General features: G+C 38.0%; 23 protein-coding genes. 12 read left to right on the top strand and 11 right to left on the bottom strand.

The genetic code is table 11. The features are described from left to right. Positions 1-13 precede the first annotated feature (13 nt). The gene (locus tag V8G61_RS08215) at positions 14-901 is read right to left on the bottom strand and encodes an ABC transporter ATP-binding protein (protein WP_394875063.1); all 888 of its coding nucleotides are present in this window, start codon (positions 899-901) and stop codon (positions 14-16) included. Positions 902-1,068: 167 nt separating this feature from the next. Here V8G61_RS08215 and V8G61_RS08210 point away from each other — a divergent pair, with 167 nt between their 5' ends. Then, on the top strand, positions 1,069-2,157 hold the full coding sequence (locus V8G61_RS08210) for a M42 family metallopeptidase (protein ID WP_394875062.1): 1,089 nt from the start codon (positions 1,069-1,071) through the stop codon (positions 2,155-2,157). A gap of 38 nt (positions 2,158-2,195) precedes the next feature. Next, complete coding sequence (locus tag V8G61_RS08205; protein ID WP_394875061.1) at positions 2,196-2,744, top strand: NUDIX domain-containing protein; 549 nt, start codon at positions 2,196-2,198, stop codon at positions 2,742-2,744. An 82-nt stretch (positions 2,745-2,826) separates the two neighbouring features. Here V8G61_RS08205 and V8G61_RS08200 read toward each other — a convergent pair whose 3' ends face one another. Beyond that, positions 2,827-3,405 (bottom strand): YceI family protein, encoded by a 579-nt coding sequence (locus V8G61_RS08200; protein ID WP_394875060.1) that lies wholly within the window; start codon positions 3,403-3,405, stop codon positions 2,827-2,829. Positions 3,406-3,514: 109 nt separating this feature from the next. Next, positions 3,515-4,099 carry a Crp/Fnr family transcriptional regulator gene (locus tag V8G61_RS08195; protein ID WP_394875059.1) on the bottom strand — a complete coding sequence of 195 codons (585 nt, stop codon included), beginning with the start codon at positions 4,097-4,099 and terminating at the stop codon, positions 3,515-3,517. 98 nt (positions 4,100-4,197) lie between these two features. Between V8G61_RS08195 and V8G61_RS08190 the strand changes: the two genes are divergently transcribed. Next, complete coding sequence (locus V8G61_RS08190) at positions 4,198-5,421, top strand: multidrug effflux MFS transporter (protein WP_394875057.1); 1,224 nt, start codon at positions 4,198-4,200, stop codon at positions 5,419-5,421. Here the strand turns inward: V8G61_RS08190 and V8G61_RS08185 are convergent. After that, positions 5,416-5,934 (bottom strand): DinB family protein, encoded by a 519-nt coding sequence (locus V8G61_RS08185; RefSeq protein ID WP_394875056.1) that lies wholly within the window; start codon positions 5,932-5,934, stop codon positions 5,416-5,418. The genes V8G61_RS08190 and V8G61_RS08185 overlap by 6 nt on opposite strands. 153 nt (positions 5,935-6,087) lie before the next feature. On the opposite strand from V8G61_RS08185, the gene V8G61_RS08180 reads away from it, so the two are divergent. Further along, the gene (locus V8G61_RS08180) at positions 6,088-8,004 is read left to right on the top strand and encodes a DUF294 nucleotidyltransferase-like domain-containing protein (protein ID WP_394875055.1); all 1,917 of its coding nucleotides are present in this window, start codon (positions 6,088-6,090) and stop codon (positions 8,002-8,004) included. Further along, entirely contained in the window at positions 8,005-8,667 is a 663-nt protein-coding gene (locus tag V8G61_RS08175; protein ID WP_394875054.1) for a PolC-type DNA polymerase III, read from the top strand. Between the two features lie 5 nt (positions 8,668-8,672). On the opposite strand, the gene acs is transcribed toward V8G61_RS08175, so the two are convergent. The 4 genes from acs to V8G61_RS08155 form a co-directional block, all read right to left on the bottom strand. Beyond that, on the bottom strand, positions 8,673-10,580 hold the full coding sequence (gene acs, locus V8G61_RS08170) for an acetate--CoA ligase (RefSeq protein WP_394875053.1): 1,908 nt from the start codon (positions 10,578-10,580) through the stop codon (positions 8,673-8,675). A 69-nt stretch (positions 10,581-10,649) separates the two neighbouring features. After that, positions 10,650-12,377, bottom strand: a complete 1,728-nt coding sequence (locus V8G61_RS08165; RefSeq protein ID WP_394875301.1) for a sodium:solute symporter family protein — start codon at positions 12,375-12,377, stop codon at positions 10,650-10,652. After that, positions 12,370-12,624, bottom strand: coding sequence for a DUF4212 domain-containing protein (locus V8G61_RS08160; RefSeq protein ID WP_394875052.1), 255 nt, complete (start codon positions 12,622-12,624; stop codon positions 12,370-12,372). The genes V8G61_RS08165 and V8G61_RS08160 overlap by 8 nt, the downstream gene beginning before the upstream one ends. A gap of 131 nt (positions 12,625-12,755) precedes the next feature. After that, on the bottom strand, positions 12,756-14,120 hold the full coding sequence (locus V8G61_RS08155; protein ID WP_394875051.1) for an alanine/glycine:cation symporter family protein: 1,365 nt from the start codon (positions 14,118-14,120) through the stop codon (positions 12,756-12,758). 100 nt (positions 14,121-14,220) lie between these two features. Between V8G61_RS08155 and V8G61_RS08150 the strand changes: the two genes are divergently transcribed. Next, the gene (locus tag V8G61_RS08150; protein WP_394875050.1) at positions 14,221-15,309 is read left to right on the top strand and encodes a heparan-alpha-glucosaminide N-acetyltransferase domain-containing protein; all 1,089 of its coding nucleotides are present in this window, start codon (positions 14,221-14,223) and stop codon (positions 15,307-15,309) included. Positions 15,310-15,849: 540 nt separating this feature from the next. On the opposite strand, the gene V8G61_RS08145 is transcribed toward V8G61_RS08150, so the two are convergent. The 3 genes from V8G61_RS08145 to V8G61_RS08135 form a co-directional block, all read right to left on the bottom strand. Then, the gene (locus tag V8G61_RS08145; protein WP_394875049.1) at positions 15,850-18,210 is read right to left on the bottom strand and encodes a prolyl oligopeptidase family serine peptidase; all 2,361 of its coding nucleotides are present in this window, start codon (positions 18,208-18,210) and stop codon (positions 15,850-15,852) included. Between the two features lie 74 nt (positions 18,211-18,284). Then, entirely contained in the window at positions 18,285-19,235 is a 951-nt protein-coding gene (locus V8G61_RS08140; RefSeq protein ID WP_394875048.1) for a phosphoribosylaminoimidazolesuccinocarboxamide synthase, read from the bottom strand. A gap of 130 nt (positions 19,236-19,365) precedes the next feature. Then, positions 19,366-20,319 carry a PhoH family protein gene (locus V8G61_RS08135; protein ID WP_394875047.1) on the bottom strand — a complete coding sequence of 318 codons (954 nt, stop codon included), beginning with the start codon at positions 20,317-20,319 and terminating at the stop codon, positions 19,366-19,368. Between the two features lie 247 nt (positions 20,320-20,566). Between V8G61_RS08135 and V8G61_RS08130 the strand changes: the two genes are divergently transcribed. The 6 genes from V8G61_RS08130 (at position 20,567) to dnaN (ending at position 25,791) form a co-directional block, all read left to right on the top strand. Next, positions 20,567-21,403: an S-adenosyl-l-methionine hydroxide adenosyltransferase family protein gene (locus tag V8G61_RS08130; RefSeq protein ID WP_394875046.1), complete on the top strand. Its 837-nt coding sequence runs from the start codon at positions 20,567-20,569 to the stop codon at positions 21,401-21,403. Positions 21,404-21,406: 3 nt separating this feature from the next. Further along, entirely contained in the window at positions 21,407-21,703 is a 297-nt protein-coding gene (locus tag V8G61_RS08125) for a putative quinol monooxygenase (protein WP_394875045.1), read from the top strand. Positions 21,704-21,727: 24 nt separating this feature from the next. Next, positions 21,728-22,447 carry a gliding motility-associated ABC transporter permease subunit GldF gene (gldF, locus tag V8G61_RS08120; protein WP_394875044.1) on the top strand — a complete coding sequence of 240 codons (720 nt, stop codon included), beginning with the start codon at positions 21,728-21,730 and terminating at the stop codon, positions 22,445-22,447. Next, positions 22,444-22,929, top strand: a complete 486-nt coding sequence (locus tag V8G61_RS08115) for a hypothetical protein (protein ID WP_394875043.1) — start codon at positions 22,444-22,446, stop codon at positions 22,927-22,929. Before gldF ends, V8G61_RS08115 begins: the two co-directional genes overlap by 4 nt. Beyond that, complete coding sequence (gene gldG, locus V8G61_RS08110; protein WP_394875042.1) at positions 22,922-24,589, top strand: gliding motility-associated ABC transporter substrate-binding protein GldG; 1,668 nt, start codon at positions 22,922-22,924, stop codon at positions 24,587-24,589. Before V8G61_RS08115 ends, gldG begins: the two co-directional genes overlap by 8 nt. Positions 24,590-24,672: 83 nt before the next feature. Then, positions 24,673-25,791, top strand: coding sequence for a DNA polymerase III subunit beta (gene dnaN / locus V8G61_RS08105; RefSeq protein ID WP_394875041.1), 1,119 nt, complete (start codon positions 24,673-24,675; stop codon positions 25,789-25,791). Positions 25,792-25,862: the final 71 nt, after the last annotated feature.

Genomic DNA, 25,862 nt, shown 5'->3' with positions numbered 1-25,862 from the left:
ATGTGATAAGGGTTTAAGCTAAAACTTCGAGATCAGCTTTTAAGGCGATAAAATAGACATCATCCAATTGGGGCGCCACAGCTCTAAAATCAGAAGCCGGTTGTGCTTCTGAGTATACACGAATGTTCAGCGTGTTATCTTGATTGTAGTTTGAGGACAACACGTTATAGGTAGCCTCCATAGCCTCCAAGTCATCACGTTCAATTATTTTTGTCCAGATCTTTCCCTTAACAGACTCAGTGGCCTCGCTTGGTGTGGTGTGTTGCAAAATCCGACCCCCATTTAAAATTGCCATTTCATTACACAACTCCTTAACATCATCAACAATGTGTGTCGAGAAAATAACCGTACAATTCGTACCCACTTCACGAAGCACATTCAAGAAGCGGTTGCGTTCGGCTGGGTCTAGCCCTGCAGTCGGCTCATCTACGATAATCAATTTGGGGTTATTTAAAAGTAATTGTGCAATCCCAAATCGTTGCTTCATACCTCCGGAATAACCGGCAACCGCTTTTTTACGAACATCATAAAGATTCGTGATTTCTAGAACTTCTCGCACTAAAGTCGCGCGTTCTGACTTCGATCTTACACCTTTTAATGTTGCAAAATAATCTAGAAGTGCCTCCGCCGACATTTTAGGATATACTCCAAAAGATTGTGGTAAATACCCCAAAATCTTACGTAAAGCCATTTTATCCTCTAGCACATTGATATCTCCAAACTGAATAGTACCTGAATCAGCACTTTGCAATGTCGCGATGGTTCGCATTAAAGTGGACTTCCCTGCTCCATTCGGACCTAAAAGTCCAAACATTCCAGTGCCAATTTCTAAACTGAGATTATCAATAGCTTTAACACCATTGTCATAGGTTTTTGTAAGGTTTGTAATGGTTAATTTCATCTTTCTGTGTTTTAGGATATCTTGCTATTGGTAGGATACTTGGTGGAGATGTTACAAATTATTTTTATAAACTTTTAAAAACTGAATAAATCCTAGTACTTTTACAAAATACAGTTAAAATTTCCTCGTCAATTTAAACAATGACCTTAAATTAACATAATAATCATATGGCAAAAAAAAGTGTTCTAAACGATAAGTCCATGGACTTTTTAGAGAAATATTTGAATAATGCAGCCCCTACAGGATACGAGTGGACCGGGCAAAAAATATGGATGGATTACCTGAAACCCTATGTCGATAGCTTTATTACAGACACTTATGGTACGGCAGTTGGGGTTATCAACCCGGACGCTAAATATAAAGTAGTGATCGAGGGGCATGCCGATGAAATTTCATGGTATGTAAATTATATTTCAGATAACGGTTTAATTTATGTGATCAGGAATGGTGGTAGTGACCATCAAATAGCACCGAGTAAAGTGGTTAACATTCACACCAAAAAAGGCATCGTAAAAGGGGTTTTTGGTTGGCCTGCAATTCACACCAGAGATAAATCGAAGGAAGAAGCACCAAAACCTGATAATATTACCATTGATATAGGCGCAAAAGATAAAGCCGAAGTTGAAAAAATGGGTGTGCATGTAGGTTGCGTTATTACGTATCCTGATGAATTCCATATTTTGAACAAAGATAAATTTGTATGTCGTGCTTTAGATAATCGCATGGGTGGTTTTATGATTGCTGAAGTGGCTCGATTACTTAAAGAGAATAATATCACATTGCCGTTTGGTCTATATGTTACAAACTCTGTTCAGGAAGAAATAGGTCTCCGTGGTGCTGAAATGATCACACAAACGATTAAGCCCAATGTTGCCATTGTGACGGATGTTACACATGATACCACAACGCCCATGATAGAAAGAAAGAAAGAAGGTCATTTAGAGTTAGGTTTAGGTCCTGTCGTAGCTTATGCCCCGGCAGTACAACAAAAATTGCGTGATTTGATCACTGAAACTGCAGAAAGCAAAAAAATTCCATTCCAGCGTTCAGCCTTATCACGAGCCACCGGAACCGATACCGATGCTTTTGCATATAGCAATGGTGGTGTGGCCTCTGCATTAATTTCTTTACCCTTGCGTTACATGCATACTACCGTAGAAATGGTTCATAAAGATGATGTAGAAAATGTGATCAGACTAATTTATGAAACCTTATTACAAATTAAAGAAGGCGAAACCTTTAGCTACTTTGAATAAAGAACCACAGCCTCTTAGCAGAGGCTTTTTTTAATCCTATGGAAGAATATTTAGATATTTTAACCAAAGGTGGCATGCCCACCGGTGAATCCGCATTAAAATCGGTTGTACACCAGAAAGGTTATTATCACAATACGGTTCATGTTTGGTTTTACACGAATAATAAAGAGGTTTTATTATCTCAGCGTTCAGCAAAAAAAACAATTTGCCCCCTACTTTGGGACGTTTCTGTTGCCGGTCATATCGATGCGGGTGAAGCCATAATGGATGCGGCTTTAAGGGAAACTGAAGAGGAAATCGGTTTAAAAATAACGAAACCGCACCTGCGTAAAATAGGTGTTTTCCCTTGTTTCCAAAGTTACGAATCCGGAATTCAGGACAATGAATTTCATCATACCTTTTTATGTGAATTACCGGTGCCTTTGGAACAATTAAAGCGGCAGGAAGAAGAAGTAGAAGCCTTAAAACTGGTAAGTCTTTTGGAATTTCAGAACCTTATAAATACCATAGAAACACCAAACAATCATTTGGTGCCATCCAATAAGGCTTACTATCAAATGGTTTTGGAAGCCATAAAGTATAAATAAGATTTTTCAATGTATAAAATAAAAAAGTCCCGCCGATGGCGGGACTTTTTTTCATTTTCTTTTTTCTAGCAATTCTTAATAATTAGAACTTTAAATCTGCTACTAGATCAAATTCATCATAAATTACTTTATCTTTTAATCCATCAAAAAAGCTGGCAGATCCATAACGTACATTATACTCTGAACGATCGATCTTTAAAGTGGCATTAGCCTGACTACCGTAAATTGCGATAGTAAAGTTTACCGGCTTAGTGATACCTTTAATAGTTAAGTCTCCTTTTACATCATAAGCGTTTTTTCCTGAAGAGGTTACACTCGTAAATACTAAAGAGGCTGTTGGGTGATTTTCTACACCAAAGAAATCATCAGACTTTAAATGTCCTTCTAACTTCGTTCTGTATTCTCCTTCTAAGTCAGTGTTAGAAATGGTCGTCATATCAATAACAAACTCTCCACCTACTAATTTATCATCTTCGAAATTTAAAGTACCATTTTCGATACTAATTGTTCCTTCATGAGAACCGGTTACCTTATAACCTTTCCAAACAACTTCACTTTCTTCAACTTTTACAGATTTCTTTTCGATATCAGCAGTAGTAAATGCAGCTCCTATAACACTCACTAAAGCGATTAAAGCAATATTTTTCATAATTTTTTTCATTTTATAATTTTTATTATTCGGTTTATACTAATTATAGTACAAAGATGAGAAACTTATAACTCTAAAAAAATGAAGTAGTTTATCAAATTATGTTAAACTATTTTAACATTTAATCTTCGATAAGCAATTGAGCCTTTATTTTACTTAAAAATTCTTTGGTGATACCTAAGTACGAAGCCACCATATATTGAGGTATGCGCTTTTCAATATGAGGATATTGATTTCTGAAGTATAAATAACGATCTTTCGCAGAAAGGCTGAAATTTCGGATCAAACGTTTTTGAGTGGCTACAAGCCCGCGTTCCAGTACCTGGCGGAAAAAGCGTTCCAGTTTTGGTATTTTTTCGTAGAGATATTCTGAGACCTCAAAAGAAAACATGATAAGTTCTGTAGGTTCTATGCATTGAATCGTAAAATCTCCGGGGCTTTGTGTAATGAAACTCCCAATATCAGACAACCACCAATCTTCAACCGAAAACAAAACAATATGCTCCTGCCCTTCTTCATCCGTATAAAAAGTTTTGGTACATCCTGAGATCACAAAGGACTGGTAAATACACACATCACCTTGTTGTACGATATATTGTCCTTTTTTATATTTCCTGTAAATCACCTTTTCCTCTATCATCGCAGCTTCCTCGGGGGTTAAATCCACGTAGCGTTTTATATAGTTCAGAAGCGGTTGGATAGTCATCTCAATGATTTTTTAAGTATCAAATTTAACAATAATAAGATTGTATTAATAGATGAAAAAGAAATATTTCACTAGTTATAAAAACATACTTTTGCAAAATGAAAAAGGACAATAGGAATATAAATTTTGAATTTGTGGTATTGATGGCATCTTTAATGTCATTAGTAGCACTCTCAATAGATGCACTATTACCTGCTTTGGCTACCATTGGAACGGACCTTAATAGCCATTCACCAAACGAAAACCAATTGCTTATTACTATGATCTTTTTAGGTATTGGTTGTGGACAGCTTATTTTTGGTCCGCTATCGGATAGTTTTGGACGAAAACCGTTAGTCTATGTTGGTTTCAGTATTTTTATTGTGGCCAGTATTATTTGCGTGGTAACCGAGAGTTTTGAAATCATGATCCTTGGCCGGGTCCTTCAAGGAGTGGGACTAGCATCACCCAGAAGCTTAAGCCTTTCAATGATTCGTGATAATTTTAGTGGGAATTATATGGCTAAAATTGTATCTATTGTGGTTATGTTTTTCATTTTAGTCCCTGTAGTTGCACCTACCTTAGGACAATTCCTGCTTCATTTTTACAGTTGGGAGTCTATTTTTTATTTCAACCTGATCATAGGTGTTATTGTAATGATCTGGTTCGGTATTCGTCAACCCGAAACCCTAAAAAAAGAAAAACGTATCAAATTCAGTTCGCATCTTTTTATTGATGGAACGAGAGCGTTTTTCAAACAAAAGGAAGCGGTAGCGTTTACTCTGGTATCCGGTTTTATAACCGGTTCATTCATGGTGTATTTAAGTACTTCACAACAAATATTTCAGGTACAATATAATATGGGCGCGATGTTCCCTTACATTTTTGCCAGTCTTGCAATAACCGTTGGTTTAGCAACTTTTTTAAACAGCCAGCTGGTGGAAAGATTCGGAGCCTTAAAAATAGCCTTTGTGTCTTGTATAGGTTATACTGCGGTATCCATTTTATATGTCATATTATTTGCCTCAGGAAAGAACCCAAGTGTATATGTTCTGGTGGCCTTTTTTGCTCTACAGTTTTTTAATGTTGGCTTCCTTTTTGGGAATTTACGTGCTCTGGCCATGGAACCACTTGGCCATATTGCCGGTATTGGTGCGGCAATCAATGGATTTATCTCTACAGTTATGGCCGTACCCATTGCAAATTACATTGGGAGTTTTGTAAAAACTTCTGTTTTGCCCCTATTTATTGGGTTTTCCATATTTGGTATTTTGTCCTTTTTGGTATTTATTGTTTTGAGGAAAATTCCACCCATTGAAATACCTGTTATAGAGGACTTATAGATAGCGTTTTTCTAAAACCTCTTTGTGCCAGATCTCATGTCCTAAAACTATAAAGGCAGCTGCACGTGCAGATATCCTATTACCGTCTGAGATCCCAATGAATTTTAGGTCATCATCCTGTAGGCTTTTTAAGAACACTATAGAATTATGTCGCACGGCAGCATATTCTTCAACGAGATCATCCATTGTCTTTCGATTGGCCAATGAGGGTTTGATGTAATCATCCTGTTCAAAGCCAGATAAAGGAGTTTTATCGTGCCGTGCTAAGCGCAAACAACGATACATAAAAATACGTTCGGTATCAATAACGTGTTGAACAACCTCCTTAACACTCCATTTGCCCGGTTGGTAGCAGTAATCATGTTTTTCCTTTGGGATACTTTTAAAAAAATCGATCATTATTTTTTCGGCTTGGATATAACTGTCAATTAATCCAGTGTTGTTAGGAACTTTTTGTACATAACCACTGTAAAAAGGATGATACTCTGTGCTGCTTAATTCTTCAACTTTCATAATCTGACTATAATTTTCTGTATTGAATCCTGACAATTTCATTATCGCCCTCGTAAAAATAAAATTATTAGTTGCTAATTATTACTTTTACGGAAACATTTTTATTTCTTGATAATTACCAAAAACCTGTAAAGCATTCGAAAAGCATAAATTATGAAGAACTCCATAGCCGAACGCGTTCAAGATTTTTTAAACCGCTATCCACCGTTTGATCTTATTAAATCAAAAAAGCTATTGAGTATTGCGGAGAATGTGTCGATCATTTATTTGGAAAAGGGAGACACCCTTTTTAAGGCTGGTGACAGCTCGCAAGAGCATTTTTATATGGTTCGCGATGGGGCGATAAGTTTGTTCCATACGGCCGATAATACTCAGGAACTGGTTTCCATAAGTGATACCGGCGATATATTTGGAGTGCGACCTTTGATAACGAAAGAGAATTATAAGCTTACTGCAAGTGCTCACGAGGAATCTATTGTTTATGCCATTCCAATTACTGATTTTCAGGAAGCTGCCGAGAATAATTCCAAAGTTTACAAATACCTTATAACCGCTTTTGCTACCAATGCATACGATTCGTATTCCGCCCAAGAAAACAAAGAGATCTTTGTAGATTATTTACCCAATAACACCCAGGATCTAGCGACGTTTCAAACAGCAAATTACACCAAAAACCCGATTACCTGCACCATAAAATCTACGCTACAGGAAGCTGCCTTAAAAATGAGCAAGAACAAGATCGGTTGTATTATTGTAGTCGATGAAGCGAAAAAACCATTAGGTATTATTACAAATAGTGATATCAAGAACAAAATAGCCACAGGTTTATATACCATAACCACATCCGTTTCTAACGTTATGAGCGCGCCGGTAATCACCAGTAAAAAAGACTTGACCGTCGCCGACGGCCAACTTAAAATGATAAAAAATAATATCGGGCATTTGTGTATCACAAAAGACGGCACGGTAAACTCCAGATTGGTGGGCGTTCTAACGCATCATGATGTTTTGGTAAGCCTCGGTAATATTCCTTCAGTTATTTTAAAAGAAATAAAGCGCGCTAACCGTACTAAAAAGTTACGGTCGGCCCGTCTTAAGACCAATACACTTCTAAAAAATTATTTAGAGCAAAATATACCCTTATCACACATCATAAAAATTATTTCTCAAATAAATGATGCCGTTACGATTCGTGTTATTGAACTATCATTACAAAAAATGGAGAAGAAACCTCCAGTTAAATTTGCCTGGATGGCATTGGGAAGTCAGGGCCGCGGCGAGCAATTATTATTCACCGATCAGGATAACGCCTTGGTTTTCGAAGATGTCCCTGAGAAGGATTACGAAAAAACAAAAAATTACTTTTTAGAGCTAGCAAAACACATCACTAAGGCATTAAATAAAATTGGATTCGAATACTGCGATGCAGATATGATGGGCAGTAATCCACAATGGTGCCAGTCTATATCCGAATGGAAACAACAATTTAGAGCCTGGATTTTAAATCCGGATGAAAAAGCCATATTGTTATCTTCTATTTTTTTCGATTATAATTGTGTTTATGGTGAAAAGACTTTGGTTGATGAATTGTCTGATGCTATTTTTGATGCCCTTGAAAATACGTCTGCGTTTTTCAAATTTATGGGAAGTAATGCCGTTCTGAGTCCCTCTCCATTAAGTTTCTTCAGGCAATTTGTAGTTGAGGAAAATAATGATCAAAAGGATCTTTTCAACATTAAGAACAGGGCCTTAATGCCTTTAATCGATGCCGGACGTCTTCTTATTTTGAGCAAGCATGTGAAGCATCTCAATAATACTGGTGAACGTTTTGAAAAACTTGCGGCCATGGAACCGGAGAACAAAGAGTTGTTTGAATCCTGCTCCTATGCTTTTAAAGCCTTATTAAAGTTTAAAACCAAGCAAGGATTACTTCATGGTAATTCGGGGAAATATATCGCTTTAGAAAGTTTGACCAAGGAGGAAAAATTAAAACTTAAGCGCTGCTTTAAACCGATACATGATGTACAGGAATCCCTAAAAATACGTTTCGATCTAAAAAACTTTATATAAATGGCGTTCGATTGGTTCAAAAAGGAAAAAAAAGATTATCCTGAATTTTTTCAGGATTATTTGGATCTTTTCGATACCAAATCAAATCCTGATATTGACACCACTCGTTTTGTGGCCTTTGATACAGAAACTACAGGTTTTGACACCAAAGAGGATCGTGTGCTTTCCATTGGCGCAGTGGCCTTCACGGGTAAAATTATATCCGTTAAAAACAGTTTAGAAATTTACGTCCAACAGGAAATTTTTAAACCGGAAACCGTCAAAATCCATGAATTGTTGCGGACCGGAAAAGAAAAGGTCAGTGAGATTGATGCCATAAAAAGATTCTTAACTTTTATCGGTGATAGTGTTTTAATTGCCCATCATGCTAATTTTGATAAAAACATGATGAATGAAATGCTAAAACGTAATGGTTTGGGAAAACTAAAAAACACCTTTATTGATACCGGCGTATTATATCGTAAATCCAAACACATCATTTACCGGGAGAATTTACCACACTACTCGCTTGACGATCTTTGTCGTGAACTCAATGTACCAAAAGTAGATCGACACACGGCTAGTGGTGATGCTTTAATAACCGCAGTAGTTTTCCTGAAAATACTAGCGCGTTTGGATAAGCAAAAACATCTTAACTGGGATTATTTACTTAGTAGTTTTTAAGATTATCATAAGGCATTATCAATAATATCCTGTACCACTTCAGGGTTTAATAAGGTGCTGGTATCCCCCAAATTACTAGTGTCCTTACTCGCAATTTTTCTCAGGATACGACGCATAATTTTACCGGAACGTGTTTTAGGTAAACCTTGTGTAAACTGAATTTTATCCAACTTAGCAATTGGGCCTATTTGCTCAGTGATCATTTGATTAATTTCTATTCTCAAATTATCCTGATTACGTGTCTCTCCTACATTCTTTAAGATCACATAACCATATAAGGCATTGCCCTTAACATCATGCGGAAAACCTACAATAGCACTTTCAGCAACGGCTGGATGTTCGTTTACAGCATCCTCAATGGGTGCCGTTCCCAAATTATGGCCGGATACAATTATCACGTCGTCCACACGACCGGTAATACGATAATACCCTACCTCATCACGCAGGGCACCATCACCCGTAAAATACATGTTATCAAAAGCTGAAAAATAAGTATCCTTATAACGTTGGTGATTTCCCCATATCGTACGTGCCATACTCGGCCATGGAAATTTTATACATAAACGACCATCGGCCTGATTTCCTTTAATTTCTTTACCTGCCTCATCCATTAATGCCGGTTGGATACCGGGAAAGGGTAAGGTCGCGTAAGTTGGCTTCGTTGGTGTTACGTAAGGAATTGGTGTAATCATGATCCCTCCGGTTTCAGTTTGCCACCAGGTATCTACAATCGGACTCATTTTTTTACCAATATTATCATTATACCAATGCCAGGCTTCTTCATTAATGGGTTCGCCAACCGAACCTAAAACTTTTAAAGAACTTAGATCGTGATTATCTATAAAATCGGTGCCTTGCTTTGCCAATGCACGGATCGCAGTAGGCGCTGTATAAAATTGATTGATTTTATGCTTTTCAACGATTTCCCAGAACCTTCCAAAATCCGGATAGCTCGGCACACCCTCAAACATTACGGTAGTGGCACCATTCGCCAAAGGTCCGTAAACAATATAGCTATGTCCGGTGATCCAACCAATATCGGCCGTGCACCAATATACGTCATCTTCACGGTATTGAAATACATTTTTAAAGGTATAAGCCGTATACACCATATATCCTGCCGTGGTATGCACCATCCCTTTTGGTTTTCCGGTAGAACCGGACGTATAAAGAATAAATAATGGATCTTCAGCATCCATTATTTCCGGTGGACATTCGGACGATGCCGCATCTAAAAGCGGTTGCAACCATTGATCACGACCCGTTTTCATTTTAATATCTGAATGAATCCGCTTGGCCACTAAAACCTTATTTACACCATCACAATGCTCCAGAGCTTCATCTACAATACCTTTAAGATCAATGGTCTTGGCACCACGATATGATCCATCACTGGTGATCACCATTTTACAATCAGAATCATTTATTCGGGTTGCCAAAGCTGTAGAGGAAAATCCTGCAAATACCACAGAATGAATAGCTCCTATTCTGGCGCAAGCCAAAACAGAAACAGCCAATTCAGGGATCATGGGTAAATAGATACACACCCGATCCCCTTTCTTTATACCCTGAGCTTTTAAAACATTTGCAAATTTATTTACACGCTCCGATAATTGTGCATAGCTAATGTGTTGTGCCTCCTCCTTAGGATCATTGGGCTCAAACAAAATAGCCGTTTTATCGCCACGGGTTCGTAAATGTCTGTCTATACAATTTTCAGTAATGTTCAATTTCGCGCCTTCAAACCACTTCACCTCGGGTTTACCGAAATCCCACTCTACAACCCGATCCCACTTTTTGTGCCACATGAAATGCTCCTCAGCAACTTCTTCCCAAAAACTTTCCGGATCCCGAACCGATTTTCGATATACCTGATAATATTCTTCTAAATGTTTTATATGATAATTACTCATGAAATATAAAGTTTAATACCCTAAAAATAAGCCATAGCAGGCGTTTTTAAAAATCTTTCTTTTAATGAATTAATGCCCCGTGGCTTCTTTAGCACCACTCGGAATCCGGATGTTTTCGACCAGTTCCTGAACGTCTTCCGGTGGATCAGCCGTAAATCGCATCACCGTAATCGATACCACAAAATTCAATAGCATGGCAACACTCCCAAAACCTTCAGGCGAAATACCAAACCACCATTCACTCTGATCCGGAAGGGTGTCATCGAACCAACCTAATTTGTATTTGATCATGTAAAGTAGCATGGCCGTAATACCAACAACCATTCCTGCCACAGCACCTTCTTTATTCATTTTTTTATAGAAAATCCCTAATATAATCGCGGGAAAGAATGATGCAGCAGCCAAACCGAAGGCCAGTGCGACCACGGCTGCAACAAATCCCGGTGGATTAATTCCAAAGTAACCGGCTACACAAACAGCACCAACGGCCGATAAACGGGCGGCAATTAATTCACCCTTCTCAGAAATACCCGGTTTTATAATCTTCTTAACCAGATCGTGTGATACTGAAGCGGAGATCACTAAAAGCAATCCGGCAGCAGTAGATAAAGCTGCGGCAAGCCCTCCGGCTGCAACTAAAGCGATAACCCAGTTTGGTAATCTTGCGATTTCAGGATTAGCTAAAACCATAATATCCCTATCAACAATTAATTCATTTTTATCAGGGTCAGCCACATAGCTTATCAGGCCATCCTTATTTTTATCATTGAAAGTAATAAGCCCCGTTGTTTCCCATTTTTTAAACCAAACAGGAACATCTGCGTAGGCTTTATTAGAAACTGTTTCGATCAAATTAGTTCGCGCAAATACAGAAACGGCAGGTGCTGTGGAGTATAGAATCACTATAAGAAATAAGGCCAACCCTGCTGATTTTCGTGCATCTTTCACTCTTTTTACAGTAAAAAAGCGCACAATAACATGGGGCAGCCCAGCGGTTCCAACCATCAGTGCTAACGTTATGGCAAATACATCAATGGTTGCTTTACTTCCATTTGTATAAGCATTGAAACCTAATTCCGTACTTAAGCCATCCAATTTGTCCAAAAGGTAAGTTCCAGAGCCATCAGCTAATGTACCTCCAAAACCAAATTGCGGAATAGGGTTTCCTGTCATTTGAATAGAAATGAAGATTGCTGGTACCATAAACGCGAAAATAAGTACGCAATATTGGGCCACCTGTGTATAGGTGATTCCTTTCATACCACCAAGCACGGCGTAAAACAGAACGATGATCATCCCGATAATAACTCCTGTATTGATATCTACCTCTAAAAAACGAGAAAAAACGATACCTACACCTCGCATTTGACCGGCAACATATGTAAACGACACCAACAAAGCACAAAAAACGGCTACCAAACGAGCTGTTTTCGAGTAATACCGATCCCCAATAAAATCGGGTACTGTAAATTTTCCAAATTTTCGTAAATACGGCGCTAGTAATAAGGCCAATAAAACATAGCCTCCGGTCCATCCCATTAAGTAAACGGCCCCGTCATATCCGGCGAAGGAAATGATACCAGCCATGGAAATAAATGACGCGGCACTCATCCAGTCGGCAGCCGTGGCCATACCATTAGCAATAGGTGAAACACCACCACCAGCAACATAAAACTCTTTTGTAGAGCCCGCTCTGGACCAGATAGCAATGCCAATGTACAGGGCGAAGGTAATTCCAACTAAAACGTAGGTCCACTTTTGAACATCCCAGGCTTCTAAAAAGATCATATTACTCATCATAACCGTAGGTTTTATCAAGTTTGTTCATCAAACGAACGTAAACAAAAATCAAAATTACAAATACGTATAAGGAGCCTTGTTGAGCAAACCAAAATCCAAGTTTAAAACCACCCATTTTGATGGTATCTAGCTCCTCTTTAAATATTATTCCGGCACCATAGGATACTACAAACCAAATAGCAAGAAGGATGAGAACGTATCGGATATTGGCTTTCCAATACGCAATGGGGTCTTTTTTAGTCATATTTTATTTTATTTTAGTTGGTACTAGGTTCTAATAATATCGCCAAAATTATTTCGTGGGCGTACACGCGAATATAATTACTTTTTGAGTTGGCTCATAATTTATTTTCAAAATAATTAATTAGCACTTATTCAATGTTTTTTAAGTCTTTTTTGATAGCCTTTAATTTCCTTAATTACCCGTGGCGCCATTAAAATAGTGGCTGTCATAGTAGGAAATGCCATTAAAGCGAAAAAACCATCAGTCAGGTTGATCATCATACTCAAAGAGGTGGTGGCTCCTAGGATGATGCTGACAAGATAAAAATAATTGTAATAATGTTTGTATTTATCTCCGAACAAAAAGGACATACACTTAGTACCGTAATAGGAATACGACAATAAAGAAGTTAGGCTAAATATAACAATGCATATAAGAAGCAAATATTTTCCGTAGACCGGCATGGTACTGGAAAATGCCGAAGCAGTTAAACTTACACCATTAGCCTCACTACTTTGCCAAACCCCTGTGACTAGGATGGCCAAAGCCGTTAGTGTACAAATCACCAAAGTATCAATAGCAGGGCCCAACATAGCTACTAAGCCTTCGCGAACAGGTTCATCCGTTTTAGCAGCACCATGAGCCAAGGGTGCCGTACCTATACCCGCTTCATTAGAAAAGGCACCACGACGAATACCCAATAAAATAAGGCCACCGGTAAGACCGCCTAGGAACGTATCCCCTTTGTAGAGATTCGCTGAAAAAGCTTCCGTTATAATCAATTTAAAATACTTTGGAACCACTTCAATATTCGAAATCAATATGATAGCTATAAGTACAAAATATAACAGCACCATGGCAGGTACTAATTTGGATGCTGTTTTACTGATCCGATTCAAACCTCCTAATATAACTACGGCAGTAATACTCACTAAAACAAGTCCGATGATCAAATTCGATTGAAAATTCACGGTAATCCCACTTGGAATAAGGACAATATCATTAATAGCTTGTGTTAGTTGATTGACATTAAATACAGGAAATGCGCCAATCATACCGCAAATACTGAAAAAAATCGCAGCAGGTTTCCATGATTTCCCTAATCCTTCAACAATAAAATACATGGGACCTCCCTGTAAAACACCAGCACTATCTTTCCCGCGATATAAAATCGCTAATGTGGCTGTAAAAAATTTGGTTGACATACCGATAACTGCACTCACCCACATCCAAAATACAGCTCCGGGGCCACCCATAGTAATAGCAACCGCAACACCTGCAATATTTCCCATACCTATGGTGGAAGACAATGCTGTTGAAAGCGCCTGAAAATGATTTATCTGACCCGGATCATTAGGGTCGTCATAGCGTCCGCGTAAGACCTGAATGGCATGACCTAAAAAACGAAAGGGTAGAAAACGGGATAGTACCAACAGGTATAACCCGCCGCCAATAAGTAAAATAAGTAAGGGTAAGCCCCAGGCAAAATCTGCAAAAGCCTTGATGGTATCGTTCATAAGGAACTAACTTGATTCGTTGAGCTTCTAAATATATAACTTTAGAATTTATAGTTTTCATTATTTAAAAGTATATTTAAACCCAGAAACTGATTAACCCTTGCAAGTTAAACGCCTATATTTTATTGATGCGGTAAGAGCATTTGCTATTTTAATGATGCTCCAGGGGCATTTTATCGATACACTTCTAAGCCCTGCTTTTCGAGATGAAAGCAATGCTATTTACTACGTTTGGAAATATTTCAGAGGTATCACTGCTCCCGTTTTCTTTACCATATCCGGATTGGTTTTTACCTACTTACTCTTACGTGCCTATGCCAAGGGAAACGATCAGTCCCGTATTAAAAAAGGTATTTTTAGAGGTCTGCTTTTATTAGGAATTGGTTATAGTTTACGTATTAATATTTTAAGTTGGCTAACCGGCTATTTTAGCGCCTATGTCCTCGTGATCGATGTCTTACAGTGTATTGGATTAGCGCTAATATTGATGGTAGGATTACACTTGCTTTTTAGAAAACACACTTACATTTATTCCATAGTTTTATTTGCTATTGGCTGTATCATATTTGTTACAGAACCCCTTTATCGTAATTTAGCGCTGGATCACGTGCCAGCGGTTTTTGCTAATTACATGACTAAATCTAATGGTTCTGTTTTCACCATTTTACCGTGGTTTGGGTATTCGGCCTTTGGCGCTTTTTTATCGACGGTTTTTTTCCGGCATGCTCATCGAAACCGTTTTAAGGTTTTTTCTATCGTTTGTTTTTATATAGTAGGCCTGATGTTTATGTTCTGGTCTACACCATTGCTATTTTGGTTGCATGAGGTTACCGGAGTTGAACTGTTTCAGCGCAGCGGAGATTTTAATTATTTGTTTTTGCGTTTGGGGAATGTGCTTATTTTATTTGCGCTGTTCTACACCTTTGAACGGTTCTTAAAGCAATCTATCATAGCCCGTATTGGTGAGAAAACCCTATCTATTTACGTCATTCATTTTATTTTACTTTATGGAAGTTATACAGGCTACGGATTGAAACGATTTTTCAATCAAGCCTTAGACCCTTACGAAGCTGCGATTGGAGCGATTCTTTTTATGATCGTGGTCTGCATTATTTCGTTTCATTATGCCAAGACCAACCATTTTGTGTATAGCTTATTTCAAAGGATCAGTGGTTGGTTTAAAAAATAGAAGTTCATTTTCAGTATCTTAGAACCATTTTTTACCATTTATCGGATAATTTTTCATTATAATAAATATAATTCTTACAAAAATATGATTTTACTTTTCAATGTGAAGAATTAGTTCTAATTTTCATAAGTGGTCCAATATTAATAAATATCTAAATAATGAAGGATTTTTTTTAATGAAAGGCAAACGTGTGATTTAGCCTTAATTTATCCCTATTTGAATACCTTGTTCAGAGTATTTAAAAAAGTGATAACAACTTTATGAATTATTTGGAAACCATATAAAAAAACTTTATTTTACATGATGCTACTATGTGCTATCTTAGGTATACTAGCCCTTTCTTGGGTCGAATGGAGTAATTTGGACACCACTGAAGGTATAATTAACGAATTTCAATTGCCGATCATTTTTTTGCTACTTTTTTTCACTTTCATGATAACTTACTATAAGAAATTAAAAGAAGATAAGATGAATAAGGACTAATCCAAAATGACATTTATTTTGAAACAAAAAAGACCTTGATCAAGGTCTTTTTTAATTCTATTTTTCCAACAAGGTATTATTAAATAAATCATAGATCCTGCGATATTCATCCGTCCAGCTGGAGGCTTCCTTGAATCCATGCTCTTCCAAAGGAAATACCGCCAGATCCCAATTTTTCTTACCGAGTTCTATCAAACGTTGCGATAAACGTACCACGTCCTGAAACTGCACATTAGTGTCAATAACACCATGCAGCATCAATAATTGTCCTTTAAGACCTTCTACAAAATAAATAGGTGAACTTCTTCTGTAAGCCATACTATCCGAGACTGGAGTATTCAAAATATTGGATGTATAGCCATGATTATAATGGGCCCAATCGGTCACTGAACGCAGGGCTGCACCACTTTTAAAAATATCCGGCGCCTTAAACATACTCATAAGTGTTATAAATCCGCCATAAGAACCACCGTAAATCCCTATGCGATTTTTGTCTATTCCCTGTTCTCCAACCAAATATTTGGCACCATCCACCTGATCTTCAAAATCTCTTCCACCCATATGGCGATATATTGCTGTTCGCCAATCACGACCATAGCCTTTACTCGCCCGGTAGTCAATGGCTAAAACGGTATAGCCATTATCGGCCATCATATTGTGAAACATGTATTCACGAAAATACGAGGACCACCAATGATGCACATTTTGCAAAAAACCTGCACCATGAACAAATATAATAGCGGCACCATTTTTTTTATCAGGTGCTGGTTCATACAAGGTAGCAGGTACCATCACCCCATCGGAAGCTTTAAATTTTATAATCTTGCTATCACGCCATGGATAAGATTTAAATTGTGTTGACGTAGAATGCGTTATTTGTTCCATTTTGGCTCCCGGCTTGTTAGGCATTAGGTATAATTCCCAGGGCTTATTCGTTTGAGAATAGCGGAGTGCCAACATTTTTTCATCAGGAGATATCGAAACTTCAAAACCGCCTTTAACATTGGTGATCCTGATCATTTCTCCGCCGTTTACAGATAGATGATAGAATTGATTTTCGAAAGGACTGGGTTTATTACTGGTGATGTAGAAGGTTTTTTTATCCCTTGATAACTGTACTTTCAGAATTTCGAAGTCTCCTTTTGTAAGCGCTTTGATCTTTCCGGTTTTTACATGAGCACTATACAAATGGGAATAACCGGTTTTTTCCGATTGAAAATAAACATGTTCATTATCGATCCAACCTAATGTGGTCGTTGTATTCCATGAAATTCCCGGACCAGCGATCCAAGCCTCGTCGTGCTGATGATCCAATTGCTTTAATTCACCATTACTAAGATCCAGTGTAGTGATCCAACGATCTTTGTTGTCATCAGATGTGATATTTAAAACCACTTTGCCGTCCTCAGAAAAGATTGGTTTTTCTATAGTCACGGGTTTAGGATCGTCATAGGTTTCCTTATAATTTGAAGGATCTTGAGCATAATCCTTTAGATACTCCGGCTTTTTATAAATACCCTCGAGATCTTCAGTTTTGATCTGGTATATCGTATCCTTTTGAATATTATATATCCAGGATTCATAGTGATTTTGGGGTCCGCCAACTTTTTGTCTGGAGGAAATTTCAGTGGTAAAACCTGATTGGGTAACATAATTAGGGACATTAGTTCTTTTATCATTGGCATCCTTGTACAGACGATAGATCACATAGTTGAGATCAGGCGTGGCCTCAAGGTAGGAAAGGCGTTTGCCTTCAAGATAAATAGTTTTGGGTCGATTTGGATCGATTAATGCTTCTCGGTACTTTTTTGCATCCTGTTCATCTTTGCGCTTTTTAAGGATATCAAAATTCTCCAGTTGATCGTTTTCCAACCATGATTCATATGGATCTAAAACAGATTCTTTTTTTGTTCCTTTTCTAAAATCGGTTAATTGCTTCGTACTGCCATCCCTTAAAGACCAAACGTACAGATTATTATCCAAAGTATATATCACCGCTTCATCATCTCCCGAAAAGGCCGGACTGGATTCACTTTTTAATGTATTTGTGATGTGTTTTACGGAATGGTCTTTTTGGTCCAAAAGAAAAATATCTCCATAGGATGCGTATACTTTTTTACTGTAATCTTTTGTAAAATCACCATCTTTTGTTTGACGTTTTAATTCATCGCCGGAAAGTTTTGCAATGGCTTTTGAGGCCACGCTTACCTTATAAGTGGACCGAAGGGTATCCGCATCGGGGTTCCAACTAAAATAGACTTCCTTATTGTCATCCGACCATTTGATATCTTCGGGTAAGTAGCCCACGAAATCGTCACCCTTCATGATGGTTTCCAACTTTAGAGGAGATGTATTTTGAGCATAGGCATTCTGGGCTATAGCTGCCAGAACTAGAAAAAATAAAACAAAACGTTTCATACTATATAATTCAATTACTTAGGGATAATTAAAAAAAATGCCATGAATTTTTCATGGCATTATTATTTCTGTATTTATGATTTTAAATAGGCCAATACATTGGCTTCTATACGTTCCTGAATGTTACTGACATCAGCTTTCACAAAGGCTTCACCTGTAATATTTTCGTAAAGCTCAATGTAGCGGTCGCTTACCGTTTGAATATAATCGTCGCTCATAAAGGGTACGGTTTGCCCTTCCAGACCTTGAAAATTATTGGCAATAAGCCATTGTCGTACAAATTCTTTTGAGAGTTGTTTTTGTGATTCACCTTTGGACTGACGCTCTTCATAGCCGTCGGCATAAAAATAACGCGATGAATCGGGCGTGTGGATCTCGTCTATCAAAACGATCTGACCATCCTTGGTTTTGCCAAACTCGTATTTCGTATCGACCAAAATCAAACCTCTGGATTCAGCGATCTCACTACCGCGACGAAATAATTTACGTGTATAATCTTCCAAGACGATATAATCTTCTTCGGATACAATTCCCCGTTTAATAATATCTTCTGCTGAAATATCCTCATCATGATCGCCTTTTTCAGCTTTTGTAGCCGGGGTTATAATAGGTTCCGGGAAAGCGTCATTTTCTTTCATACCATCGGGCATAGGAACACCACAAATAAGACGTTTTCCTGCTTTATATTCCCGAGCGGCGTGACCTGATAAGTAACCACGAATAACCATCTCTACTTTAAAAGGTTCGCACAACTGCCCCACAGCAACATTTGGATCGGGCGTGGCCGTAAGCCAATTTGGCACGAGATCTTCAGTTGCCGCCATCATTTTGGTTGCAATCTGATTGAGGATCTGACCTTTATAGGGAATTCCTTTTGGCATGACCACATCGAAGGCGGAAAGCCTGTCTGTTGCGATCATGACGAGCTGCTCGTCGTTAATATTATAAACCTCTCTCACTTTGCCTTTGTAAACACTTTTTTGGCCCGGAAAATGAAAATCGGTGTTTATGATGGTCTGACTCATGACTCCTTTACTGTTTATTTTTTGTTAATCTGTTTATACTTTTTTCTGCTGCCCTAGCCCGGATTGAGGCTTTGTTGGAGCGCCTTGCAAAGCGCGACTGCCGAAAGCCGGAAACAGCTTCAAAAAAAAATTAATCTCTGTTTTCGATGCTCTTATAGGCAGCGATAACCTCTTTTACGAGTTTGTGGCGGATAACGTCCTTATCGTCCAAGAAAATCATGCCCACGCCCTCTATGTTCTTTAATATGAGCAGGGCTTCTTTAAGGCCAGAAATGGTGCGTCGTGGCAGGTCGATCTGACCCGGGTCGCCGGTTAATAAAAATTTAGCGTTCTTTCCCATTCGGGTGAGGAACATTTTCATTTGGGCATGTGTAGTGTTCTGACCTTCATCGAGAATTACGAAAGCGTTATCCAGGGTTCGACCGCGCATAAAGGCCAATGGTGCAATTTGAATCGTACCATTCTCGATGTAGTGCGCTAATTTTTCGGCGGGGATCATATCACGCAAGGCATCGTAAAGTGGCTGCATGTAAGGGTCTAGCTTTTCTTTTAGGTCTCCAGGCAGAAAACCGAGGTTTTCACCGGCCTCCACCGCAGGACGGGTTAAAATGATGCGTTTGACCTCTTTGTTTTTTAATGCTTGAACGGCCAAAGCAACACCGGTATACGTTTTCCCGGTTCCGGCAGGACCTATGGCAAAAACCATATCGTTTTTACGCATAAGCTCTACGAGTTTGCGTTGGTTTACGGTTTGCGCTTTAATAAGTTGCCCACCTACACCATGCACTAGTACTTCTCCACTTTGTTTCGAGGTGTTGTAATCGTCGCTACTTTGACTGGTAAGCACACGCTCGATCGTATTTTCATCGATCTTGTTATAGCGTCCGAAATGCTTGAAAAGCATGCTAATACGCCGATCGAATTCCTCGAGGAGCTCTTCGTCTCCAAAAGCTTTGATTTTATTACCGCGTGCTACGATCTTTAATTTTGGGAAATATTTTTTTAAAAGTTCAATGTTTACATTTTGAGCGCCAAAAAATTCTTTTGGTGAGATCTCTTCCAGTTCGATTATAATTTCGTTCAAAAGCCTGTTTTTAATTTAAATTAGCTTGCTATCAGTTAGCTGATAGGCGAATATTAGTATGGTTTAAAGTCATTTTTTAGTGGGTGAATTTAAGCTTTGAAACCTAAATGATCAGCCTGCTACATTTTTGGTTAAATTATAAAAACAAAAACGAAAATTTATGTAGGTTTGTGTAACAAAATACACCCACTCAAAAATACATAATTTTGAGTGACCTAACGCTAAAAACATATCAACAATTTTGCCGATGGCAATTATAACTTTAACAACCGACTTCGGAGAAAAAGACCACTTTGCTGGCGCTACTAAAGGGGCCATTTACAGTGAACTTCCCGATGTTAAAATTGTTGATATCTCACATTCTATTTCGCCTTTCAATATTCCGGAAGCCTCGTACGTGATTCAAAATGCCTACAAAAGTTTCCCTAAAGGCACCATTCATATTATTGGTATTGATTCGGAAATAAACCCGGAAAACAAGCATATTGCCATGAAATTGGATGGATATTTTTTCATTTGTGCGAATAATGGGATCATGAGTATGATCTGCTCAGAAATTGCTCCTGAGCAAATCGTTGAAATTAATATTCACGATAAGATACAAACTAGTTTTCCGGTTTTAGATGTTTTCGTAAAAGTGGCCTGCCATATTGCGAGAGGTGGCACTCTGGATGTTATTGGTAAAAAGATTGATGCTATAAAACCCATTAAAAATATTGTGCCTTACGTGAATGAAGATAAAACTCAGATCATTGGCAGTGTGATTTATATTGATAATTATGGCAATGTTGTTACGAATATTAAGCGGCAGTTCTTCGAGGGCATTCAGAAAGGTCGCTCATTTATGATCTCGGCACGACATTATAAGTTCAAAGAAATTTTTAAGAAATATAGCGATATCGTCAATTTTGAAATTCCAGCAGAAAAGCGTCAGGACGAAGGAAGGAAACTGCTTGTTTTTAATTCCGGGGATTTTTTGGAAATTGCCATATTTAAAAGTGATCCCTTAACAGTAGGTAGCGCCTCTACACTTTTGGGACTGGGTATTCGCGATACCATTACTATAAATTTTTATACCGAATAGCTTATGTTGATACGCATTGTAAAAATGGGGTTTTATAAACAAAATATAGAGGTTTTCCTCAAACATTTTGAAGGTTATAAATCGCGCATTCGTGGTTTTGAAGGTTGTCAAAATTTAGAGCTTTACCGGGATCACAACGACCCTAGTGTGTTTTTTACGTATAGCTATTGGGAGGACGATAAAGCCTTACAGCGTTACCGAAAATCAGAAGTTTTTAAGGATGTATGGTCGAAAACAAAACCTTTATTTAGTATCAGGCCGGAAGCCTGGAGTGTAAATAAAATAGATTCCCTGCCTTAATTTTTTTAATTTTAGCACCGAAACATGCTCTCTATTTTAAAAAAAGAAATAAATTCATTTTTTGCCTCACCGGTAGGTTATTTGGTGATCGCCATTTTCCTGGTGCTTAATGGCCTGTTCCTATGGCTGTTCAAAGGGAATTTTAATATTTTGGATTATGGCTTCGCAGATCTATCTGCTTTCTTTTTGTTAGCACCTTGGATCCTGATCTTTTTAATCCCTGCCATTACCATGCGCAGTTTTTCAGATGAAAAAAAGCAAGGAACCCTGGAACTCTTGCTTACGAAACCTATCTCTATAAGCCATATTATCTTGGGTAAATATTTTGCAGCATTGGCGCTCATTATCATAGCCTTGATTCCAACCTTACTTTATGTTTACACGGTTTACCAATTAGGAAATCCAATGGGTAATATTGATCTGGGAAGTACTATGGGCTCGTATTTCGGTCTGTTTTTTTTGGTCGCTGCGTACACCGCGATCGGAGTTTTTGCTTCCACATTTTCAAGCAATCAAATTGTAGCATTTATCAGCGCCGTGTTTTTATGTTTTTTTATTTATGCGGGGTTTGAAGGCATCGCCGATTTCACTTTTAGTGATTTTATAGATCAACTGGGGATGAAATATCATTTTAACAGTATGGGGCGTGGTGTGTTGGACACTCGAGACATTATTTACTTTTTGAGTATTACGATTTTCTTTTTAATGCTCACAAAACTAACTGTTAATAGCCAGCGCCAATGATATACACACCGCTACATATTATCTTTTTAATCGGTATTTTTTTATTGATGTGGTGGTTTGCTAACACCATTGATAAACGAAAATGGCTGAGTTTTTTGATCAGTTTGGTACTTACACCATTCGTGTTTTATTACGTGTTCTATCCGGTGTTGAATATATTTAGCTCTTACCACCATGAAAAATATTTTGAAGCGGAAGCTTGGATAGAAAAACCTGCTTTTCGCTACGAAATGAGCGATCATATTATAACAGACAGCATTTTAATAGGGAAGACCAAGGAACAGATACAGGATCAACTTGGTAAACCTGAATGGTTTGGTTGGGATGATGCCCTAAAAGCCAACTCCCCTGACCTTTGGAATTACAATTTAGGTTTTGAACCCGGTGCATTTAACCATATGCAGGAATGTTTGGAATTAACTTTTGAAAAGGATACAGTCAATTCTGTAAGACAATATCAACTCGAAAAATCTTTTGAATAAAATAATTAAACATAGTGTTCTGGTTTTGATCGCGCTGATTGCTGTAAATGTTATCAGTAGTAAGATTTATGAGCGTTTCGACCTCACCAAAGATCAGCGTTACTCCCTAAGTGAAGCAACAAAAAGTATCGTTTCCAGTGCCGCTTCTCCCTTACAGATCGATGTTTTTTTAGAGGGAGATGATTTTCCTTCGGAATTCAGACGCCTACAAAGTGAGACCAAACAGATCCTTGAAGAATTTCAGTCTGAGAACAACAATATCATTTTCAATTTTATTGATCCTCTTCAGGATGAGGCCAATCAGGATCAGGTGATCCAGCAGCTTTCGCAACGTGGTTTAACCCCGATGCAGCTGAGTGTTCAAGAAAATGGAAAATCCTCTAAAGCCATTATTTTCCCTTGGGCTCTGGCTAGTTACGACAACCAAACCGTAGCTATTCCCCTGATCAAAAATAAGATTGGAGCATCTCAACAGGATCTCGTCATTAATTCAGTGCAGCATCTGGAGTATGCCTTCGCCGATGGCTTTAAAAAACTCACACAACCCAAGAAGAAAAAAATAGCCATCCTGAAAGGAAATGATCAATTAGCTGATAGATATATTGCCGACTTTATAAAGAAAATTGGCACTTACTATTACATAGCTCCCTTTACTTTAGACAGTGTGGAAGGTAATCCAGTTAAGACTTTAAAAGCCTTAGATCAATATGACCTGATCATTAACGCAAAACCACTGGAACCATTCACTGAAAAAGAAAAATTTGTGCTGGACCAGTATACCATGAATGGCGGTAAAAGCCTGTGGCTGATTGATAAAGTAGCCATTGAAAAGGACAGTTTGTACAACAGTGCCGGTTTAAATTACGCGGTGGGTAGGGAATTAAATCTCACAGATTTCTTTTTCAAATACGGGGTTCGTATCAACCCCAATTTAGTAAGCACCCTCTACTCTGCCCCGATTACGCTGGCCATTGGAGAAGGTAGTGACTCCCAATTCCAAAATTTACGTTGGCCCTATTCGCCTTTGGCAGGTACCGAAAATCACCATCCTATTGTAAACAATATTGATCTTGTACGTTTCGATTTTGCAAACCAAATAGATACCTTAAAAAATAGAATCAAAAAGACCATTTTACTAGAATCGGCACCATTAAGTAAATTAGAAGGAACTCCCAGAGAAATCAGTTTAAATATTGTGACCAAGGAGCAAGATCCTAAAGGCTTTAATCATGGTAATATCCCCTTGGCAGTGCTTCTCGAAGGTCAGTTCCACTCAGTTTATGAAAATCGCTTAAAACCTTTTAAAACAGAGACTCCTAAAGACCTCAGTACCGACAACAAAATAATCGTGATCTCGGATGGGGATCTTATTAAGAATGATGTGATAAAAAATCAGCCTCAGGAACTTGGTTTCGATCGTTGGACCGGGCAACTCTATGGGAATAAAGAATTTTTGCTCAATGCTGTGAATTACCTTTTGGATGATACAGGACTTATAAACATTCGGTCGAAACAAATCTCAGTAGCCTTTTTAGACCAAGAAAAAATAGCATCTGAAAAAACAACCTGGCAGCTTATAAACATTGTGCTACCATTGGTATTATTAGCCCTTTTCGGATTTGTATTTAATTACCTGAGAAAGAAAAAATACACGGTCTAAATGTTAATAAGTTTGTTTCCAAATATAGACACGATAGAATATCTTTGTACATAGCTAAATTCTAAACTAAACGCAAATAATTGATGAAATTTATAGTTTCCAGTACTTATTTATTAAAACAACTGCAAGTTTTAGGAGGTGTTATTAACAACTCGAACACCTTACCTATTTTAGATAATTTTTTATTCGAACTTAATCAAAATAAACTAACGGTTTCTGCAAGCGACCTGGAAACCACAATGGCCTCTAAGCTTGATGTAGAAAGTGACAGCCAAGGAAGTGTTGCCATTCCGGCACGTTTGCTTTTAGATACTTTAAAAACCTTTCCTGAACAACCTTTAACCTTCGTGGTTGAGGATAATAATACTGTTGAGATCAGTTCGAATCATGGTAAATATGCTTTGGCATACGCCGATGGTAATGAGTTCCCAAAAGCGGTAGCTCTGGAAGATCCAAGTAAAACTGTAGTAACAGGCGATATACTGGCAACAGCTATTAGTAAAACTATTTTTGCTGCTGGAAATGATGATCTACGTCCTGTAATGAGCGGGGTCTTTTTTCAATTCTCAACTGAGGGTCTAACCTTTGTTGCTACCGATGCTCACAAGTTGGTGAAATATACCCGTGAGGATGTAACCGCCAGTCAGGTAGCTGAATTCATCATGCCTAAAAAACCATTGAATTTATTAAAAGGTATTTTAGCAGCGAGTGAGGAAGACGTCATCATTGAATACAATGAAAGTAACGCAAAATTCACTTTCGAGAACTCGGAATTGATTTGTCGTCTTATCGATGGAAAATATCCAAATTATGAGGCTGTTATTCCAAAAGAAAACCCAAACAAACTCGTTATCGATAGAACACAATTCTTAAATTCTGTGCGTCGTGTGAGTATCTTTTCAAATAAAACAACCCATCAGATACGTTTAAAAATTGCAGGTGCGGAATTAAATATTTCTGCAGAAGATGTAGACTATAGTAATAAAGCTGAAGAGCGTTTAACCTGTGATTATCAAGGTGACGATATGCAGATCGGTTTCAACTCACGCTTCTTAACCGAGATGTTGAACAATTTGAGCTCAGACAATGTACAGCTGGAAATGAGTATGCCTAATCGTGCAGGCATATTAACCCCTGTTGATGGCTTGGATGACGGTGAAAATGTAACCATGCTGGTTATGCCTGTGATGCTTAATTCATAAGAAAATAAACTATCATTAAAATAAAAACGCTCACCAATAGGTGAGCGTTTTTGTTTATCTCTACAAACTAA

Source organism: Gaetbulibacter sp. M240, assembly GCF_043876815.1.
GTDB lineage: Bacteria > Bacteroidota > Bacteroidia > Flavobacteriales > Flavobacteriaceae > Gaetbulibacter_A.
Note: the sequence above shows the minus strand (reverse complement) of the source record. Positions and strands in the feature narration are given on the sequence as shown.